The organism is Candidatus Avelusimicrobium aviculae, assembly GCF_949292495.1.
Classification (GTDB): Bacteria; Elusimicrobiota; Elusimicrobia; order Elusimicrobiales; family Elusimicrobiaceae; genus Avelusimicrobium; species Avelusimicrobium aviculae.
In genome coordinates this window covers 82321-99933 of the sequence record NZ_CASEZB010000018.1, presented here as the reverse complement: position 1 = coordinate 99933, position 17613 = coordinate 82321, and the positions used below count along the sequence as shown (strand labels likewise).

Here is a 17613-nt window from a genome sequence, read left to right as displayed (position 1 = left end):
AAACAAGCGTTCTTTGCAAAAAGAACGCTTGTTTTTATTAGTGTTTTATCCGAGGAAGTTATTTTTTGCCAAAGGCCGCGTCCACCTGTTTTTCCAGCGCGTCCATACGCGGGTTGGCGCGCATTTTTTGCAAGAAAGCCTCTTCTTTGATTTCAGCCGGACCCTGCCGGTAAGCGGCAATCCAAGCGCGGGCTTCCTGCGGGCGGCGCTGCAAAATGGCAATTTGGGTTAAAAAGATATAAGTGGCTTGGTTGACCGGGTCCAGCAATAAGGAATATTCAAAACTGGCCTGGGCTTTATCCATATTTTCCAAAGCCAGTTTTTTATATTTATCATATTGGGTACGGTCCGCCGCGCGGGAAGCCATGTCCGAATATTTTAGCGCGGCCGAATAATAAAACTCTCCATACGCCTGGTGTAAAAGCGCATGGTTGGGGGAAGCGGCGCGCACGGCGTCAAAATCCCGCAAAACACGCTCGTAATCCGTCGCGGGGGAAGAGGAGTCCCCTTTCTTGGTATTAAAAGTTTTGGCAAAATCCAACCCGCCCGCAAGCAAGGTGGCGCGGTATTGGCGGTAAGCCATATTAAACGGGTTGGCCTCTATGGCTTTTTGAAAATAATCCAAGGCGCCGTCCCGCTGGTTGCGGGAGGCAAAACCGGTGGCAACGCCGTAGTAATGGTCCGCCATGAACGGCCTAAAAGCCAAGCAAGAAGCCCCGGAAACCAACAAAAGAACAGCCAGCGCGCACGGGCTGGAAAACCGCCCCGCCGCGCGCGCGGTAACAAAAAACACGCCCAGTACGGCGGCTAAAAACACCGCCCAAGCGGAGGCTTTTAAAAAAGCGTCCCCAAACCGGGCGGAAGACATTACTTCCGTCACGCCGGCAAATTGCCCCGCCAACACAAAAAACGTCCACGCCAAGGCCGCCCACACCAAGACCCGCAAACCCCAGGCTAACGGGCCCGCTTTTCCCGCAAGAACCGGAGCCGGGCCGTCCCCCGCGCAAGGAGCGTTTAACTGTCCGCAATCCCCCGGGACAGATAGCCCCGCCAACACCCCCAAAAAGAGGGCAAAAAATACCCCGGTAGAAGCGAAATGCAGGCTTACGTCTACTTGGTTATGTATTAAAATACCCGCCAAAGAGCAGCCGTAGCCCCACAGCCAATAACTTTCCGGCTGGTTTTTCCCGCGCAAAAACTGCAATCGCTTATGGGCGGAAAAAAACACAAAAAACATCATCCACAAAAATAAAATTAACCCCACCGAGCCCGCCGTAACCCACAATTCCAGCGTTTCGTTTTCAGCGTGTTGGGTTTGCGTATTATGGGCGTTTTCTATAAAGAAAATTTGCGGTTTTCTGTAAGCGGGATAAATGGTTTTAAAACTGCCCACCCCGGTGCCTAAAACTGGGGAATCCTGCACCATGGAAAAGGCGGAAGCCCAAGTATGCACGCGAAACCCTACCGAATCCACCCTCTTTAACGCATATACCCCCGCCAACAGCACGGCCCCGGCCGCCACGCACGCCGCGGCTATATTCACCCGCCGGCGGTAAGCCGCCAAACGGGAAGAAAAATAGTTCACATACCCCAACGCCCCCGCGGCAAACACCGCGCCAAACGCCAGCCAGGCCCCCTTGCTTTGCGTAAAGAATAAATCAATCACCCCCAAGGCGTACAAAACCAATAAACGCTTTTGGCGGGTGCGTAAAAATTCCGCCAGCACAATAAAAGAGGAAAAAACAATAAAATCCCCAAAAAAGTTGGGGTTTGCCTGGGTGGAAAAAATACGGTCCCCAAAAAAAGCGCGCCAAGGCATAAAATCAGCCCCCGGCGCGAAAAGGTCTATCACCTGCAAAAAACCGTAAACGTAGGATATCCACGCCGCCCATACAATACAGCGGCTGAGTACCCGTACGGAAAACGACCTAAACTGCGCCAACGCCAACAGGGTCAACCCAAAATACAATACGTAACGGCTAAACTCTGCCCAGCATTCGGTACGGTACGGCGCCCATAGTACGGAAGCCAGCATAAACGCGTAATATCCCAAAAAAGGAATATACCAAAGCCAATTAGCCCGGGAAACAAAAAAACGTTTTTCCTGCGCCAGAAGCGAAATCCACCATAAAACCAGCGCACTCCCCCCGCCAAAAAGAAGCGTGTCTTTGGCTTGGGCCGTGTCATACGTACCGGTAAAAAAAGAAACGGTAATAAATATACCCAGTATCCCGGCGCCCCAAGCCAAAGCTTTGCGCATAAAAATGCCGGGAACGGATAAACCGCCCTGCGGTTTTGCGTGTGCGGAAGAGATATACTGTTTCTGTGAAACGCGTTTTTTAGCCATATTCATATATTAACAATTTTTTATTCTTCCCGCGCGTAAGGCCCGTGTTGCATTTTACGGGTTTTTTGGTATACTATTTATGTACAATTTATACCAGTCATAAGGAGATTTTTATTATGAACACAAAAGGTTTTACGTTAATTGAGCTGCTGGTGGTGGTGCTCATTATCGGGGTGCTTTCCGCCGTGGCTTTGCCGCAGTATACCACCGCTATTGAAAAATCCCGCGCCACGGAAGCGTTAACCCTTTCCGGCGCTCTGCGCTACGCGGCGGAACGCTATTATCTGCAGAAAGACACTTGGCCCGCCAATGACACGTTAAGAAAGCTAGACATTGAATTGCCGCAAAACGCATCCTGCGGTTCCGGATATGGCGGCAAAAACTTTTGTATTTCCGTAAGCGGCACGGCTCCGTTCACTATTCAGGCGCAGCGTATCGCCGAACCCAGATACACCATTGAAACGTCCACCAACGACGGCACCAACTGGACCCGCACCTGCAAATACAGTACGGCCGATGAAAGCGCCAAATTTTGCTATGCCATTGCCGGCAGCAAAGACTTGGCTGATAACGGTTTTTAACCTGTTTTCTTATCAACAAAAAGCCGCTTGTTCAAAGCGGCTTTTTTTATGGCTAAAACAAAAGACTAGGTTTAAATTAACAGACAAACGGAACCCCAAAGCGGCGTTCCTTTGCAAAGGGTTGAACGATAAAACAAGCCATTACACCCTATGTGTTCTTGTTTAAATTCTTTCCACACAAAAATCTATGTTATTTTTCATTTACTTTTTTGGACGGCCAAAAAATGGCTGTGGCAATTTAGCATAAAATAAACCGGGCCTTTTCCACAAAGGCCCGGTTTTTCCATATTATTTTTAAGCGATTAATGTTTCCAACCATTCTGGGCTTTCAACTCAAAATAAGTTTTAAGCGAAGCCGGCAACAGACGGTATCCGATATAATTGCGGAAGAAGTCATCCGCGTAGATATAGCCGTCTATCCCCACATTAAACAACTCAGGGGCGCGGCAATCTTCCTCACGGTATTCGCTTAACGCCAAGATGGGTTTTTCATAACCGTTTTTTCTTAAATGGTAAGCCAAATACTGGCCGCCTCCGCCGGGAACCAGCAAGTCTGTTACTATTACATCAAAATCTTTTTTGGTTTGAAGCAAAGCGTCCGCCGTTTGGAATATTTCCACGCTGGCCCCTTCGCCAAAATAACCGGCGGCAACCCAATTTTTAACCGAGCCGATCATGCCCGGGTGGTCATTCACCAAAGCGATATGCAGGTTTTTAGGCAGCTGCTGCGCCACCGGCATAACCAATTCTCTCGCGCCGGAAGATAAAGGCTGGTAATCTTCCCACTGCATTTCACGCCATTGGGCTTGAGCCGGATCTTTTAAGAAAAACTGTTCCGGCACGTAGGGGCGGTCACTGCGGGGTTCGGCTCCTTTCTTTTCAAACATACCGAAATAAGCCGGTTCCAATTCTTCCAGCACATCAACCAGATAAACATAAGCTTGCTGCAGGGGGGCATCATCCTTAAGCATAAAATCCAACTGATGTTTGATATTAGAAACCAAAATTCCGCCTTCACGCAAAAGCTGTTTTCTTTCCATAGGCTCAATAGCGTTAAAGTCTTTATAAAGCTGTAAGTAAAATTTACGGGAATCCCAGTTGCGTTTAAATTCCAGAAATTCTTTCATTAACGCTTCGTATCTGTCTGCCTGGGCCTGTATCTGAGAAGGCGTTAAACGGTAAGCGTTGAATTTTAACTGGTCTTTAGGCGTAGGCACAATAGAAACAATAGGTGTTAAATTATGATGATTCTTAGCCGCCTGCAAAGCCGCCTGCAAACGCATATTCTTTTTAATTTTGCGTTCTGAGCGGGTCACTTTGGCTTTCTGCCATAAAACGGATTGGATGCGTTTGGCATCAACCTGTTCTTTCGTCAGTTTGCGCACCAAGTTTTTAGAAATTTCTTTCTTTCCTTGCGCATAAGCTTGGGTACCTATACAAATGCACAGTCCCAAACAAAAAAGTAGGGTTGTTTTAATTGTATTTATCATACTTATAGGATAACTTTCCCTTATATTTTTCTACAAGAGACTTTAGGCCTATAAGCACCTAGGTCTTTTGGACCTAGTTTAAGGTAGATTTAAAATTTTTATACGCCAGCGCGCACAAAACCACGCAAATGACCGCCAGCCAAAAGCAGTTGCCCCAAAAAAGCGCCGCGTCCCCCCCTTTTAAAATCACGGCGCGGAAATTAACTACGGAGTACATCATCGGGTTTAAATAACACATCCACCTAAACACGGGCGGGATATTGGCCACCGGAAAAAATACCCCGGAAAGCAAAATACCCGGCAGTAAATACAACATGCTGCCCATCATAGCCTGCTGCTGAGTGGAAACCACCGTGCTGATAATCAACGCCACCGCCAAGGCGGACAAAGCAAACAGCGCCGCGTTTACCCCCACCAACAATAAATTTCCTCTAAACGGTATGCCAAACCACGCCACCCCCACAAACAGCACCAACCCCACGATGGCTAAACCAATAACAAAATAAGGCAGCGTTTTGCCCAACATAATTTCTTCCACCGTGCAGGGGGAGGCAATCAATTTTTCCATAGTGCCCGTTTCTTTTTCTTTGGCAATGGCCATGCCGCACACTACTAGCAGCACAATAAAGGTGGACATCACCATCAAAGCCGGTATCATATAAGAAGTGGTGTCTAAATTATGGTTAAACAAAACGCGCTGGTCCAACTGAATTAAACCGGCGGAAACATTATATCCCCGCTCAGCGGCCACTTCCGCCACAATTTGCTGTACGTATCCGTTTACCTGCTGGGCGCGCTGTGCGTTGATGGCGTTTACCAAAAGTTGTATGGGGGCGTTGCCGCGCTCCAGGGCTTTTTCAAACCCTTCTTTGGGGGCGATTAATACGGCTTCCGCACGGCGGCTTTCTATTAAGGAAGCCGGGTCCTTCTCTTGGCTGACGGGCAACACCTTAAACCAGCCCGAAGCCTGCGCCCGGGCCCGTATATCGCGCGCCACGCGGCTGTTGGGTTTGGCCAAAACGGCCAGCTCCACGTTTTTTACCTCGCTGGTTAAAGCCAGACCGAACATAACGGTCTGTATCAGCGGAATGAAAAAAATGGCAAACAACATTTTGGGGTCACGCACAATTTGCGTAAACTCTTTCTTAAAAAATCCTTGCAGCGTAACGCGGCGTATTTTCATGGTTCCACATCCGTTTTAAATTTAAATACGGCCAGTACAATCATCACCACGGCAAAAAGGCCTATCCCCCAAAACGCGGGGGCCAGCGGGGCAAACCCCGCCTCACTTAAAAACAGCGTGCGGCTGATTAACAAAAACCACCGCTGCGGAAACAGCGCCGTAAACCACCTAAAAAACAACGGCATGTTTTCTATGGGAAAAATAAAACCCGAAAAAATAAACGACGGCAACAACCCCACCGCAAACGCAAACTGTATGGCGGCCTGCTGCTGGCGCGTAACTACGGAAATAACCAGCCCCAGCGCCAACGCCCCCGTAACATAAACAGCGCAAGCCAGCATATATAGGAGGAAACTGCCCTCAAACGGAATGCGAAACACGGTTAAAGCCAATACAAACACCACCAGCACGTCAAACAAAGCCAACAAAAAGTAGGGGATTAATTTACCCAACACGATTTCCGCCGGGCGGACCGGCGTGGAAAGGAGCAACTCCATGGAGCCGTTTTCCCACTCTTTAGCTACCGTAAGCGCGGTAAGCATAATAGCCAACAGGCCGATAATCACCGTGCTTAACGCCGGCACAATAAACCAGCGGCTGCTAAGCTCCGGGTTAAATAAAAAACGGGTGCGTATGCGCGCAGAAGCCCCTTCCCCGCCCTCAGGCAAAAACAGGGCGTTGGTAGCCTCTATGATACCGCGCATGTAAATTTGGATAATGCTGGCTTGCACGTTGTCCGTACCGTCCGTAAGCAGCTGCGCCTGGCCGGGATCGGAAATATCCCCCGCTTTGACATGGCGCCCAAAGCCGGGCTTAATAATCAGTACGGCGGGGGTGTTGTTTTTTTGAAGGGCCTCATCCGCCTGGGCGGGGCCGTGCAGGGGGGTTTGGTCAAAATACCCGGAAGAAGATACCTCCTGCAAAAAACGGCGGGAAACGGAAGTCTGGTCATTATCGCGCACGTACAGGCGCATGTGTTTATAATCCAAGTCAATCACAAAACCAAACATGCCCACAAAAATAAGCGGCAGCACCAGCGCAACCACCAGGGTAAACGGGTCACGCAGGATGTGCTTGTATTCTTTGGCCGCGACGGACCTTACACGCCTTAAAAATAGCCTCATGCGCCTTTCCTCCCACTGACCGCCTTTAAAAATACGTCTTCCAGCGTGGGTTCCACTGGGTGAAAGGCAAATACGCCGGCTTGTTCTTTGGCGTAAGCCTCAAAGCGAGCCCAGTCATTTACACGCACGCGAAGCCCGCCGGAAAAGTTTTCCGCCTCGCCGATATTGCTCCGCTCCAATTCCGCGCGCACGCGGGATATTTCCGGGCGGGAAAAAACCAATTCCACCGGCGGCTGGGGGAAAAATTGCTCCTTTAACTCCTGCGGGGTGCCCGTGGCGATGATTTTACCCCGCTCCATCAGCACAATGCGCCCGCAGTATTCCGCTTCGTCCATATAATGCGTGGTAACAAAAACCGTTTTTCCGTTTTGGGCCAGGGTGCGTATCAAACGCCAAAAATCCGCACGCGTGGTGGGAGAAGTGCCGGCGGTGGGCTCGTCCAAAAAAACCAAATCCGGGTCATGCAGCAGGGTGGCGGCCAGCGCTACGACCTGTTTTACGCCGCCGGAAAGCAATTTAACCGGTTCATTTAAATGCTGGGTAAGGCCGATAAACTGCATCAGTTCTTCCGCCCGGGCTTTTATTTGTTTGCGCTTGAGCCCGTACAAACTGCCGGCAAAAGCCAGGTTTTCTTTAACGGTCAAATCCGGGTATAAAGTAAATTTTTGGGACATGTAACCAATGCGCGGTTTTAAGACGGACGTGGAGGAAGAAACGTCTTTCCCGTCCACCTTAACCGTTCCGGAAGTGGGATTTAACAACCCGCATATACAGCGTATGGTGGTGGTTTTGCCCGCGCCGTTTGCCCCCAAAAAACCAAATATCTCCCCCCGTTTTACTTCAAAAGAAATTCCGTCCACGGCTTTAAAACCGCCAAAAGCCACGGTTAAGTTTTCCACCTGTATGATATTGCTTTCTGTGCTCATGGTTTTAAAAAGATGTCGGCAAACTGTTTTACCTGAAATTTGCGCATCAATTCCTCCGGCGTTCCGGCGGCTTTTAAAAACCCGCCGTCCAGCACGTGCACTTTGGCGCATCGCTGGGCTTCGTCCATATAAGAAGTGCTTAACACCACGGTGGTATTCTGCCCGGCAAAACCGTAAACCAGCTCCCACAGTTCCTGGCGGCTGACGGGGTCCACCCCCACGGTAGGCTCGTCCAACAATAACAAACGAGGGCGGTTTAGCAGTACGCACATCAGCCCCAGTTTTTTATACATGCCGCCGGAAAGTTTCCCGGCGGGGCGTTCTTTAAAGGCGCTCATGCCGGTGGCGTCAAACAATTCCTGCATGCGGGGTTGGTAATCGGCCTCGCTCAGGCCGTATAAATCCCTAAAAAATTCCAAATGCTCGCGGCAGCTTAAATCCGGGTATAAACTGGGCTCCTGCGGGAAATACCCCGTTTCATATTTGGCCCGGGCGGGCGTAACGGGGCCCGCTTCGTCATAATATTCCACGCGCCCTTTTGTGGGATGCAAAAGGCCCGTCAGTACGCGCATTAAGGTGGTTTTTCCCGCCCCGTTGGGGCCTACTATGCCGTGCACAAGCCCGGCCTCAAACACGGTGTTTACTCCCCGCAAAGCCGCTGTGCGGCCCAGCGTTTTGCTTAAATCTTCCACCCGTACGCCAAGCGCGGGCATTATTTATCCTCCAGCGGGAAAGACACTTCCAGCGTCATGCCCGGTTTTAAGGTTTGGTTGGCGTCATTGGCAAAACGGGTCTTTATGCCGTATACCAGGCGTTCGCGCTCGCGGCGGGTTTGCACGTTTTTGGGGGTAAATTCGGCTTCGTCGTTAATGGTTAAAACGGTTCCTTTAAAATGCTGGCCGGTTTCCGGCAAAAAGCCGGTTACTTCCATACCGGGCTGTAAGCGGGCAAGCAGGTCATGCTCCACATACACCCATACGTCCATTTGGGCCAAATCCGCCACCGTGAGCAGTTTTCTGCCGGCGGGGATCAATTCCCCCTCCTCGTAATATTTATAAAGCACTTTTCCGGTTAACGGGCTTTTAATTTCACACCAGTCTTTATGCAGGGAGGCTTGGTCAAACTGATGTTTTTTCAGGTCGTAATTCTCGCGCGAGCCGGCCGTGGTTTTTAACAGCTGGGAGGCGCGCTCAAACTCTTTTTGGGCAATGGCTTGCTGCAGGGCCACGTCTTTGCACTCCAGCTTTGCCAATACTTCCCCTTTTCGCACCGGGGAGCCTTCCTGCACGGGCAGGCTTTCAATGGTGTCCGCCAAACGGGAGGGTACGTCCACCTCCACCGCTTCCACCACCCCGCTGTACGCAAACGGCGTATGGCGCCAGAAAATCAAACACGCCCCCACCAAGATAAATAAAACCGCAACAGAAACGGCAATGATTTTTTTCATATATGTTATCTCCCTAAATTATCCATAACGGCTAAACTGTTTAAACGCTGTATATATAAATCCGAAAGGGCGATACGGCTTTGAAGCAGGGACAGGTTGGCGTCGTCCACCTCCAAAAACGTAACGGAACCGGCTTTGTACGCTTCATACGTAAGCGCGGCGGTTTTTTGGGCCGCTTCCACCAGCTGGCGGGCTAGGTCTTCTTCTATATCCAAGGATTGCAGCCTGTCGCGCGAGGAATAAAACAACGCCTCTAAAGACTGTTCCAGCTCCGCCCGGTTTTCTTGCAGCGCCTGGGCCGTTTTCAGTTGGGAAAGCGCCTGCTTTTTGTTCTTTCCCCCCTCAAACAAAGGCAACCGCACCGAAAGCCCCGCCCGGCCTAAAAACACGTCCTCCTGCAGCGGGCCGTTGGGGTATTCCCAATACGCGCCGCCCGTAAGCCCTACCCGCGGCCAAACCGCAGCCGCATACCCGCGGGAGATATATTCATACTGCCGGACCAACGAATCTAAAGAAGCCAAGCGGGGGCTGTTGGAGTCAAACCCCAGCCCGGCGGCTTGGGACAAAGCATGAACGGTATTTTCCGGCTCGTCCGCCCGCACGACAGCCGTGGTATGGCCGGGCAATTTTTCCGTTACGCGCGCGTCCAGCGCGTAAGCGGGGTTAAGGCCGTAGTCCGTACCCGTCAGTTTAAACAAATCCCTTAGGTGCGTGCCTAAAGCGCCGCGCGCCGCGCTGGCCTCCTGCGCCAAACGAAGGGCCTGTTTTTGCGCCATCAGCACGTCCAAACGGCTTTTGGCGCCGGCTTGGTAGGCGGACTCTATATCTTTTAATTGCTTGCGGGCCACTTTTAACTGCTCGGAAGCCAAATACATATGCTCCAAATCCCGCTGGACGGTAAAATAAGCCTGGCGCACGCCAAGCAGGGCAAAACGGCGGGCGGCGTCCAAATCCTGCAGGGCGGACTCGTAGGCTGAAAAGCGGGCCTTGCTGGCGGAGGAACGGGCGCCTTTGTCAAAAAGGGTAAACTCTACCGTAGGGCCGATTTTTCCCCCCCATTCACTGCCAAATTCAAACTGCTGGGGCCCCAGCTGCATGGTGGGAATTTCAGACACCCAGCTGCCTTGCGCGTCCAAATACAAAGACGGATACAACGCCGCGCGCGAAGACTGATACCCCGCCAGCGCCGCCTGCGCTTTTGCCTGCGCCGCTTTTACGGCGGGAGAAAAGGCCAAGGCGTCGGCTTCGCACGCGGCAAGCGAAATATCCTGCCCAAAGCCAATTCCCCCTACGCCCAAAAGAAGTACTGCTATCAAATATTTTTTCATTTACTGTCCCCCAACACGGCATTTAACATAAATTGCGCCCGGCGGAAGGTATCGGCCTCCCACGCCACCTGCACCACTTGGCGGTACAGCTCCGGCGGGAAATTTTTACCCATGCGCTCCGCCAACCCCAACACCCCCTGCGCCAGCGGCACCTGCGGCAACAAAAAAAGCAGGGCATCGCGCGCGTTTTGGGTACGCAGCTGGCCCAGTTTTTGCGCGCGTTTCAGCTCATTCATGAGTACGGAAACATGCTGGGCAAATAATTGAGCCACCAACCGCACTATTTGCCTGTCCCCGCTGAACGCGTCCCCAATCAGCATGGAAATCAGACGGCGGTTCTTGCCGGCAAAAAGATAGATGGCGCGCAGTACGGCCTCTATATTCTGCCGGGGCGTGCGGGAAGGCAAAATTTCCAAATTAATGGCGCTCATCATTTCCCCATATAAACTTTTCAGTACGGCGGCGTCAAACGTTTCACGGGTTTTAAAATAATAGTGAAACATGCCCAAGTTGACATGAGAGCGGGAGCAAACTTCCCTTACCGTAAAATTTTTAAGCCCTTTTTTGCGGGCTAAAAAAACCCCGGCGTGGATTAGTTTTTCATCCGTATTAGAAGAAACGCGGCCCATAAATCCTCCCAAAAATTATACATATGTATAATTATTATACGCTTGTATAATTATATTGTCAACCCTCTTTTTCTCTCCGTTAAAAACATCTGCTTTACACGCTTTTATATTTGTTGCCACACTTTAAACAAGAACCTAAAACACTAAGAGTAAGCGCCATTTTTTCTTTTTAAAAAAACTCCCCGGTTTACCCCGGGGAGTTTTATCCATACAAGCAAATCCAATAGTTATTTTTGCAAAATATGCACGGCAAATCCGCCCAATTCTTTGGCTAAATACACCACGCGAAGGGAGCCGTCCTCGCTATAGCCGGCGCTGTCCCAATTAAATTGGACGCCTTGCTTTTGCAGATAATGCGCCGCGCGGGCGGCGTCGTTGGTGGATACGGCAATATGGCCGTTATGCCCGTAGAAAGGTTTCTTCATTACTTCCACCACTTCGCCGGCAAAATAGGCGCCGCCGCGGTCCGTACGGGCAAAACCAAACAGGCTTTCAAACTCGCCCGCCGTACGGGCGGAGGTTTCCCCGTCCGGCTGGTTAATGCCTATGTGGCGCAGGTCAAACCCCAGCATATTGTTTACGGCCTGGCGCACGCGGCGCACGAAAATCTCAAAATAAGATTTGCCCCGGCGGTGCGGGGTTTGCAAATCCGGGCAGAGGCAGGGGGCCACTTTCCCGCTGGAAAAATATTGCCCCAATTTATCAAACACCACGCGCGAAAGCGGAGGCAGCGCCAACACCTCATTAGCCGCCAACACCGCCTGCACCTGCGCGTCCAACCCGGTGGCAAACACCAGTTTGGCCCCGGCCTGTACGGCCAACCGGGCGGATTTTTCATCTTCCACCCCGCAGGCGCAAATAAAAAAATCTTCCACCGCCTGCTGCATCACGCGGGATTGGGAAACGTCTTTTTCGCTCTGGATATGCAAAGCCGCCAGCGGCAGCCCGCCCATAGACAAAGCGCGCGCCAAATCCCCCGCTTCCGCCGGGCTTACCTTGCCTATAAACGGCACAATGCCCGTTAAATAAACTGTATCCAAAATATCCATAAACGCCCTCCTGCCCTATGATTATTTGATATGTACGTCCGCGCGTACGGCATCGCACAGCATTTCCAACGCTTTGGCGGAGGCTTTGCCGATGTTACGCTCCCGCACGGAAGAAAAAACAAATTTTTTTGCGAAACCGCCCGCCGGCCCCGCCACGGCAATCCACACCGTACCCACCGGTTTCTGCGGGCTCCCCCCGCCCGGGCCCGCTATGCCGGTGGTGGAAACGGCCCAATCCGCCCCCGTTACTTTACGCGCGCCCTGCGCCATTTGCTGGGCTACCGGCTGGCTGACGGCGCCGTATTTTTCCAAATCCGCAGCAGATACCCCCAGCACGTCCTTCTTTACTTGATTGGAATAAGAAACAATACCGCCTAAAAAATAGTCCGACGCGCCCGCCAACCCCGTAATTAAACGGGCGATATTCCCCCCGGTACAGCTCTCCGCCGTCGCCAGCGTAAGGCCGTTTTGCGTAAACAAACAGGCCACCGCCGCCACATTGGAAGGTTTTTCCCCTTCCGCAAAACGAAGCCCTTGCAAATGGGTTTTTAAAATTTCCGTTTGGCTTTGTAAGTCTTTCAACGCGCCGCCCTTGGCGGTAAGGCGCAGTTTTACTTCATCTTCCGAAGGTAAATAGGCCAGCCCTACGCCGGGCGGAAGCTGCTCCTCAAACGGGCGCAGGCGCAAGGCAAGCTCCGCCTCCGGAATATTATAGACGTGCAACAAATTGTACTGTAATAAAGAAGCCCCGCATTTTTGCTTCAGCAAAGGCAATACTTCCGCCTGCATTAAATATTCCATTTCAAACGGAACGCCGGGCAGGGAAACGGTTATTTTGCCCTCTTTCTCAAACCACATGCCGCTGGCCGTACCCCGCAGGTTGCGAAGCACTTTGCACCCCTGCGGCAGCATGGCTTGGGTTTTGTTGTATTCGTTTATTTCCCCGCGGCGGGGCAAAATCATTTCTTCCAGCCAAGAATAAACCTGCGGGTTAAAAACCAGCGGCATATCAAAAAAATCCGCCAAGGTTTTTTTAGTCAGGTCATCCTTAGTGGGGCCCAGGCCGCCGGTCAGAAACACCAAGTCCGCACGGGAAAGAGCGGCTTTCAGCGCGTTTAAAATTTCTTCCCCCGCGTCCGCCACCGTGTGCATGGCAAGCGTTTCTATACCTAAAAGAGCCAGCTCTCGCGCGATATAGCGGGAGTTGGTGTCCGTAATTTGACCCAGGAGTATCTCGTCCCCAATTGTAATAACGGCGGCTTTCATAGCTTTATTGTATGATTTTTTTCAAAATCTTTCAGGGGGATTTATAAAGGAGGCATGCCTTAAAATTTCATATAATATATAAGTAAAATTTTATATTCACCGCGCCGTACGGCGCGTTTTTTAAGGATAACATGAACCCACAAACCAATCAACCCCGCCCCAACGCCTGGGCGTTAGTGCCGTTAGGAGTATTTTTAATTTCCTATTTAGTAGTGTCTATCATCGCCGGGGATTTTTACAAAATGCCCATTACGGTGGCGTTTGTTATTTCTTCCATCGTGGCCGTAGCCATGGTAAAAAATGGCAACTTGCAAAAACGCATTGAAACCTTCTGCCAAGGGGCGGCAAACCCCAACATTATGCTGATGGTGCTTATTTTTATTTTGGCGGGAGCGTTTGCGCAAACCACCAAAGCCATGGGCGCGGTGGACGCTACGGTCAATTTGGCGTTGTCCATACTTCCCGGCAATGTGCTGGCGGCAGGGGTATTTTTGGCGGCGTGCGTGATTTCCGTTTCCGTGGGGACGTCCGTCGGCACCATTGTGGCATTGGCCCCGGTGGCGGCGGGCATTGCCGCCAAAACCGGCATGAACCCGGCCCTTATGGCGGCGGCCACCGTGGGCGGGGCGATGTTTGGGGACAACCTGTCTTTTATTTCTGACACCACCATCGTAGCCACCCGCACACAGGGGTGCAAAATGTCAGACAAATTTAAAACAAACTTCAAAATTGTTATGCCCTTTGCCCTGCTGGCCACCATTTTATACATTCTGCTGGGCAGCAACGCCCACGCCGGTTTTGAACCCGCCCAAGTGCAGTGGCTGAAAGTGCTGCCATATCTCATTGTATTGGGGGCGGCCATTATGGGCGTAAACGTGATGGTGGTGCTTTTGCTGGGCACGGTGCTTTCCGGAATTATTGGGCTTTTACTGGGGAGTTTTAGCATTTGGGAATGGACGGTTTCCATGGGGGCCGGCATTACCGGCATGGGTGAGCTGATTATAGTAACCATACTGGCCGGCGGCATGCTGGAAATGATACGCACCGGCGGCGGCTTGGCGTGGATTATCCAAAAACTTACCTCCCACCTCAAGGGGCGCAAAGGGGCGGAACTGAGCATTGCCGGCCTCATCAGCTTTGCCAATTTATGCACGGCAAATAATACCATTGCGCTGATTATGGCGGGCCCCATAGCCAAAGAAATTGCGGACCGTTTTAAAATTATGCCCAGCCGCTCCGCCAGTTTGTTGGATATCTTTTCCTGCTTTGTGCAGGGCATTATCCCTTACGGGGCGCAGCTCCTTATGGCGGCCAGCTTAACCGGTATTTCCCCCCTGCATATTATGGAGTATTTATACTACCCGTATTTGCTGGGTATAGGGGCATTAGTAGCCATTTGGCTGGGCCTGCCGCGCAAATTCCGCGCGCAATAAACCCCGCAAGCGGGATAATCTTTCCGCCCGGCGCATTTATTTATCCACACAAAACCCCCGGTATAACCGGGGGTTTTTAGGATTGTTTAATAAAAAAGGATTTATTTTTTTCTTGGCTTTTTCCCTGATTTTGCGGGCGGATAAGGAGTAAAAACAGGGCTGAGCGCCAACAAACCACATAACAGAAAAAAGCCAAAAAAATTTTTCATATATTTCATAATATTTTTTTACTGCCAATTTGTCTTGGGGCATTGGGCCTATACACCCATATAATTGGGGCCCATACGCTTTACTAATAAACTGAGTGTATAAATACCCTTTATCATTTCAAGGAGGCCAAGCGTAACGGGACATTTTCCGCCACGTATATAATTTGCTAGAATAAAAGAAATAAACGTTTTGCGCGCTCGTAGTTCAATGGATAGAGCGTCAGCCTCCGAAGCTGGAAATGTGGGTTCGACTCCCGCCGAGCGCACCATTTAACCCCATAAAAAGCCCCCGCCACAAACCGGGGGTTTTTTATGATTAAATAAAGCAAAAACTATTCTTTTGCCGCCTGGGGTGAGGGCGGATAAGGAATAAAAATAAATTCATTATTTTTTATTTTTAACTCCCCCCACGTTAAACGCCCGTTTATTTTTAAAATTGCGCTCACGCGGTAAATCCAAGACGGGGGAATATCATGCGGGACGGATACAATACTCCGCCAGCCCAATTTTTTAAGATGAAAGATAACCGGAAGATAAGTTTCTACCCCCACCTTGGCATACAGAAACGTCTCCGCGATCTTCACTTTATGGGAAGCATAAATAGCCAAACTCCCATCCGGATATTCTTTGCCGTCATAAGCGGCAAAATTTTCGTAATGAGATTTGGAAACTTCCAGCCCATGCTGTAAAATATAGCGCAAGTCTTTTCCGTCCGCATCCAACACCATACCGCGGTACATTTCGTTTTCATTTTCCGCCAAAGGAAAAGGCGGCCGGCCGTATCTTTTTATCTCCGGAGCAAACTGGCTTAATGAGGAAATCAATATCTCATTATTTTTAGTTTCCACGGAAGCCAAACCCTTGCGCTGCGCCGCCCGCAAAACAGCCGCTTCCACTTTTCGCTGAACAGTATAAAAAACCACTTTTGTCCGAGCAGGCACCAGGGCCTCTTTAAACGCTTTCCATTTTTGTGCGTGCGCACACGGAGCAAGCCCCAGCAGGCAGAGTAAAAAGAGTACGCTAAAAAATTTTCTCATAATTATATGATAAATTTTTAGCGTACCTAATACATGGGTCTTTAGCCCCAAGACAAGCAAGCATTTAGGCCTATCTGGGCGGCTGGCAAGCCGGCGAACCCTTGCAAATACAATAATGCTTGAGCAGCGCGCGGGCGTTTTGGTCGTTCACGCCCGGGTCTTTGTAATCAAACCCAACCCGGCAGGCTGTAGCGTTACTTGCGCGCCACGTTTTGCAGCCGCTCACGCACGTCGTCAATAAGCAGATTATCAACGCTGTCATGAATCGCATTTGCCCGCTCCTGTTCTTTTGCCGTCCGTTCCGCTTCCTGTTTTAAAGCTTCCAGCCTAGCGGCGTTGCGCCCGCTGTTTTTAGCAAGCGCAATTACCGCCCATAATACAAGCCCCAGGGCCGCCACGGCCCCTATGCTCGCCCACATTATTTCTTACCTATAAACGAGCCGTCCGGATTGCATAATGACAAGGCGGACAACACCTTCAGCACCTGAGCCCAAACCGTATCGTCTTTATCGGTGGAAGTTAACTTTACCACAACGGTTATAATTAAAATAACCGCGCCGGCAATACTCAGTACGTCATTCCAATTGCTTTGAATCCATTCCATTTTAGTTCTCCTTTATTTCAATATGGGGGCAGTCTTTTAAACGCTTAAAATCACCGCCCCATATAAATTCGCTCATTATTTCCCCGCGTTCTTTTAACACGCGGGATATTGCGTCAAACCGAAGCCACATTTCTTTAAACCGCTGTAAATTATTCCAGTCTATTGGGTAAGGGGCTAAGTCCACCGCGTGGCTGGGCACCCGGTTATGCGCGCTTTGCGGGTATTGGGCAAAACTGCGCCCCGCTTTATACGCCGCTTCCTGCTCCGCCTTGGTGCGCCGCCCGCACAAAACGCTTACGTCCATTTGCTTAATAAGTTCCCGGCAGACGGCCACAATATCCGGGTGGCAGGTTAAAAGGCGTTCTTCGCTGGTTTTGCTGAAAGTAGCCATTATTCACCCCCCGCGTGGCGTTGCATAATAAAGCCTTTGATGGTTTTTACGTCGTCTAAAATAATGTCTATTTTAACGCCGCTTTCCGTTAGCTTGCGCTCGTGTTCTTTAACAGCTGCTTCCAATTTTTCCACCCGCGGAGGCAAGCCGTACATGGTAAAACACCAAAACAACACCGCCCCCGCCACGCCGGCTATGTACAACCAAGATTTTATTTTTTCAGGGGTCATTGTCCTTCCTCCCGCAGGGGCGCGGCCAAAGCTTCTATCTCCTGCGCCTGCTGTTTTACGTAATCGCTCGCGCCGGAGCCTTCCGCCAGCACCAGTTCCCGCACGGCGCGGGTAAGGCCGGTTTGAGTTTCTAACGCCTGCACCTGTTCTTTAACAGTGGGGGCAGGTTTGGCGGGGGCATAGCCTTTTAAATACCAGTTACCGTTGTAAGCTTCTTCCACGTCCATTTCTTCCATTCCTACAGATTGATAAAAAGAGACGTCACTTCCTAAACCGACGGACACTTCTTTTGTTTCTTCGTTTTCTATTTTGGCGTATTTAATCATGCGTATACTCTCC

General features: G+C 50.7%; 19 protein-coding genes and 1 tRNA gene. 3 read left to right on the top strand and 17 right to left on the bottom strand.

Going from position 1 to position 17613, the window contains the following annotated elements; translation table 11 throughout:
* Window positions 1–58 precede the first annotated feature (58 nt).
* Window positions 59–2347: an O-antigen ligase family protein gene (locus ACQY33_RS04865; protein WP_428074501.1), complete on the bottom strand. Its 2289-nt coding sequence runs from the start codon at window positions 2345–2347 to the stop codon at window positions 59–61.
* Between the two features lie 116 nt (window positions 2348–2463).
* Between ACQY33_RS04865 and ACQY33_RS04860 the strand changes: the two genes are divergently transcribed.
* A complete protein-coding gene (locus ACQY33_RS04860; protein WP_428074499.1) occupies window positions 2464–2928 on the top strand; it encodes a type IV pilin protein in 465 nt (154 codons plus the stop codon).
* A gap of 302 nt (window positions 2929–3230) precedes the next feature.
* Here ACQY33_RS04860 and ACQY33_RS04855 read toward each other — a convergent pair whose 3' ends face one another.
* From ACQY33_RS04855 to ACQY33_RS04810, 10 genes are all read right to left on the bottom strand, one after another.
* Complete coding sequence (locus tag ACQY33_RS04855) at window positions 3231–4418, bottom strand: response regulator (protein WP_428074497.1); 1188 nt, start codon at window positions 4416–4418, stop codon at window positions 3231–3233.
* 73 nt (window positions 4419–4491) lie between these two features.
* The gene (locus tag ACQY33_RS04850) at window positions 4492–5601 is read right to left on the bottom strand and encodes an ABC transporter permease (protein WP_428074495.1); all 1110 of its coding nucleotides are present in this window, start codon (window positions 5599–5601) and stop codon (window positions 4492–4494) included.
* A complete protein-coding gene (locus tag ACQY33_RS04845) occupies window positions 5598–6725 on the bottom strand; it encodes an ABC transporter permease (RefSeq protein WP_428074493.1) in 1128 nt (375 codons plus the stop codon). The genes ACQY33_RS04850 and ACQY33_RS04845 overlap by 4 nt, the downstream gene beginning before the upstream one ends.
* Window positions 6722–7651 (bottom strand): ATP-binding cassette domain-containing protein, encoded by a 930-nt coding sequence (locus ACQY33_RS04840; protein WP_428074491.1) that lies wholly within the window; start codon window positions 7649–7651, stop codon window positions 6722–6724. Before ACQY33_RS04840 ends, ACQY33_RS04845 begins: the two co-directional genes overlap by 4 nt.
* The gene (locus tag ACQY33_RS04835; protein WP_428074489.1) at window positions 7648–8364 is read right to left on the bottom strand and encodes an ABC transporter ATP-binding protein; all 717 of its coding nucleotides are present in this window, start codon (window positions 8362–8364) and stop codon (window positions 7648–7650) included. Before ACQY33_RS04835 ends, ACQY33_RS04840 begins: the two co-directional genes overlap by 4 nt.
* Window positions 8364–9098 (bottom strand): efflux RND transporter periplasmic adaptor subunit, encoded by a 735-nt coding sequence (locus ACQY33_RS04830; RefSeq protein ID WP_428074487.1) that lies wholly within the window; start codon window positions 9096–9098, stop codon window positions 8364–8366. Before ACQY33_RS04830 ends, ACQY33_RS04835 begins: the two co-directional genes overlap by 1 nt.
* Before the next feature lie 5 nt (window positions 9099–9103).
* Window positions 9104–10426 (bottom strand): TolC family protein, encoded by a 1323-nt coding sequence (locus ACQY33_RS04825; protein WP_428074485.1) that lies wholly within the window; start codon window positions 10424–10426, stop codon window positions 9104–9106.
* Window positions 10423–11055 carry a TetR/AcrR family transcriptional regulator gene (locus ACQY33_RS04820; protein ID WP_428074483.1) on the bottom strand — a complete coding sequence of 211 codons (633 nt, stop codon included), beginning with the start codon at window positions 11053–11055 and terminating at the stop codon, window positions 10423–10425. The genes ACQY33_RS04825 and ACQY33_RS04820 overlap by 4 nt, the downstream gene beginning before the upstream one ends.
* Window positions 11056–11282: 227 nt before the next feature.
* The gene (locus ACQY33_RS04815) at window positions 11283–12104 is read right to left on the bottom strand and encodes a hypothetical protein (RefSeq protein WP_428074481.1); all 822 of its coding nucleotides are present in this window, start codon (window positions 12102–12104) and stop codon (window positions 11283–11285) included.
* 21 nt (window positions 12105–12125) lie between these two features.
* A complete protein-coding gene (locus tag ACQY33_RS04810) occupies window positions 12126–13370 on the bottom strand; it encodes a competence/damage-inducible protein A (RefSeq protein ID WP_428074479.1) in 1245 nt (414 codons plus the stop codon).
* Window positions 13371–13501: 131 nt separating this feature from the next.
* On the opposite strand from ACQY33_RS04810, the gene ACQY33_RS04805 reads away from it, so the two are divergent.
* Window positions 13502–14803 (top strand): Na+/H+ antiporter NhaC family protein, encoded by a 1302-nt coding sequence (locus tag ACQY33_RS04805; protein ID WP_428074477.1) that lies wholly within the window; start codon window positions 13502–13504, stop codon window positions 14801–14803.
* 403 nt (window positions 14804–15206) lie between these two features.
* A tRNA-Arg gene (locus ACQY33_RS04800) sits at window positions 15207–15281 on the top strand.
* Window positions 15282–15344: 63 nt separating this feature from the next.
* Here the strand turns inward: ACQY33_RS04800 and ACQY33_RS04795 are convergent.
* The 6 genes from ACQY33_RS04795 to ACQY33_RS04770 all read right to left on the bottom strand — a co-directional run bounded on the left by ACQY33_RS04795 (window position 15345) and on the right by ACQY33_RS04770 (window position 17600).
* Window positions 15345–16049 (bottom strand): hypothetical protein, encoded by a 705-nt coding sequence (locus ACQY33_RS04795; protein ID WP_428074475.1) that lies wholly within the window; start codon window positions 16047–16049, stop codon window positions 15345–15347.
* Window positions 16050–16243: 194 nt separating this feature from the next.
* Window positions 16244–16468 carry a hypothetical protein gene (locus tag ACQY33_RS04790; RefSeq protein ID WP_428074473.1) on the bottom strand — a complete coding sequence of 75 codons (225 nt, stop codon included), beginning with the start codon at window positions 16466–16468 and terminating at the stop codon, window positions 16244–16246.
* Complete coding sequence (locus tag ACQY33_RS04785; protein ID WP_428074471.1) at window positions 16468–16653, bottom strand: hypothetical protein; 186 nt, start codon at window positions 16651–16653, stop codon at window positions 16468–16470. The genes ACQY33_RS04790 and ACQY33_RS04785 overlap by 1 nt, the downstream gene beginning before the upstream one ends.
* Window position 16654: 1 nt before the next feature.
* A complete protein-coding gene (locus ACQY33_RS04780) occupies window positions 16655–17044 on the bottom strand; it encodes a M15 family metallopeptidase (protein WP_428074469.1) in 390 nt (129 codons plus the stop codon).
* Window positions 17044–17274, bottom strand: a complete 231-nt coding sequence (locus ACQY33_RS04775) for a hypothetical protein (RefSeq protein ID WP_428074467.1) — start codon at window positions 17272–17274, stop codon at window positions 17044–17046. The genes ACQY33_RS04780 and ACQY33_RS04775 overlap by 1 nt, the downstream gene beginning before the upstream one ends.
* Window positions 17271–17600, bottom strand: coding sequence for a hypothetical protein (locus tag ACQY33_RS04770; protein ID WP_428074465.1), 330 nt, complete (start codon window positions 17598–17600; stop codon window positions 17271–17273). Before ACQY33_RS04770 ends, ACQY33_RS04775 begins: the two co-directional genes overlap by 4 nt.
* Window positions 17601–17613 lie beyond the last annotated feature (13 nt).

Bases quoted from the DNA above. Each gene is read 5' to 3' on its own strand.
- ACQY33_RS04865 (WP_428074501.1), bottom strand. From the start codon at position 2,347: ATGGCTAAAAAACGCGTTTCACAGAAACAGTATATCTCTTCCGCACAC.
- ACQY33_RS04860 (WP_428074499.1), top strand. From the start codon at position 2,464: ATGAACACAAAAGGTTTTACGTTAATTGAGCTGCTGGTGGTGGTGCTC.
- ACQY33_RS04855 (WP_428074497.1), bottom strand. From the start codon at position 4,418: ATGATAAATACAATTAAAACAACCCTACTTTTTTGTTTGGGACTGTGC.
- ACQY33_RS04850 (WP_428074495.1), bottom strand. From the start codon at position 5,601: ATGAAAATACGCCGCGTTACGCTGCAAGGATTTTTTAAGAAAGAGTTT.
- ACQY33_RS04845 (WP_428074493.1), bottom strand. From the start codon at position 6,725: ATGAGGCTATTTTTAAGGCGTGTAAGGTCCGTCGCGGCCAAAGAATAC.
- ACQY33_RS04840 (WP_428074491.1), bottom strand. From the start codon at position 7,651: ATGAGCACAGAAAGCAATATCATACAGGTGGAAAACTTAACCGTGGCT.
- ACQY33_RS04835 (WP_428074489.1), bottom strand. From the start codon at position 8,364: ATGCCCGCGCTTGGCGTACGGGTGGAAGATTTAAGCAAAACGCTGGGC.
- ACQY33_RS04830 (WP_428074487.1), bottom strand. From the start codon at position 9,098: ATGAAAAAAATCATTGCCGTTTCTGTTGCGGTTTTATTTATCTTGGTG.
- ACQY33_RS04825 (WP_428074485.1), bottom strand. From the start codon at position 10,426: ATGAAAAAATATTTGATAGCAGTACTTCTTTTGGGCGTAGGGGGAATT.
- ACQY33_RS04820 (WP_428074483.1), bottom strand. From the start codon at position 11,055: ATGGGCCGCGTTTCTTCTAATACGGATGAAAAACTAATCCACGCCGGG.
- ACQY33_RS04815 (WP_428074481.1), bottom strand. From the start codon at position 12,104: ATGGATATTTTGGATACAGTTTATTTAACGGGCATTGTGCCGTTTATA.
- ACQY33_RS04810 (WP_428074479.1), bottom strand. From the start codon at position 13,370: ATGAAAGCCGCCGTTATTACAATTGGGGACGAGATACTCCTGGGTCAA.
- ACQY33_RS04805 (WP_428074477.1), top strand. From the start codon at position 13,502: ATGAACCCACAAACCAATCAACCCCGCCCCAACGCCTGGGCGTTAGTG.
- ACQY33_RS04795 (WP_428074475.1), bottom strand. From the start codon at position 16,049: ATGAGAAAATTTTTTAGCGTACTCTTTTTACTCTGCCTGCTGGGGCTT.
- ACQY33_RS04790 (WP_428074473.1), bottom strand. From the start codon at position 16,468: ATGTGGGCGAGCATAGGGGCCGTGGCGGCCCTGGGGCTTGTATTATGG.
- ACQY33_RS04785 (WP_428074471.1), bottom strand. From the start codon at position 16,653: ATGGAATGGATTCAAAGCAATTGGAATGACGTACTGAGTATTGCCGGC.
- ACQY33_RS04780 (WP_428074469.1), bottom strand. From the start codon at position 17,044: ATGGCTACTTTCAGCAAAACCAGCGAAGAACGCCTTTTAACCTGCCAC.
- ACQY33_RS04775 (WP_428074467.1), bottom strand. From the start codon at position 17,274: ATGACCCCTGAAAAAATAAAATCTTGGTTGTACATAGCCGGCGTGGCG.
- ACQY33_RS04770 (WP_428074465.1), bottom strand. From the start codon at position 17,600: ATGATTAAATACGCCAAAATAGAAAACGAAGAAACAAAAGAAGTGTCC.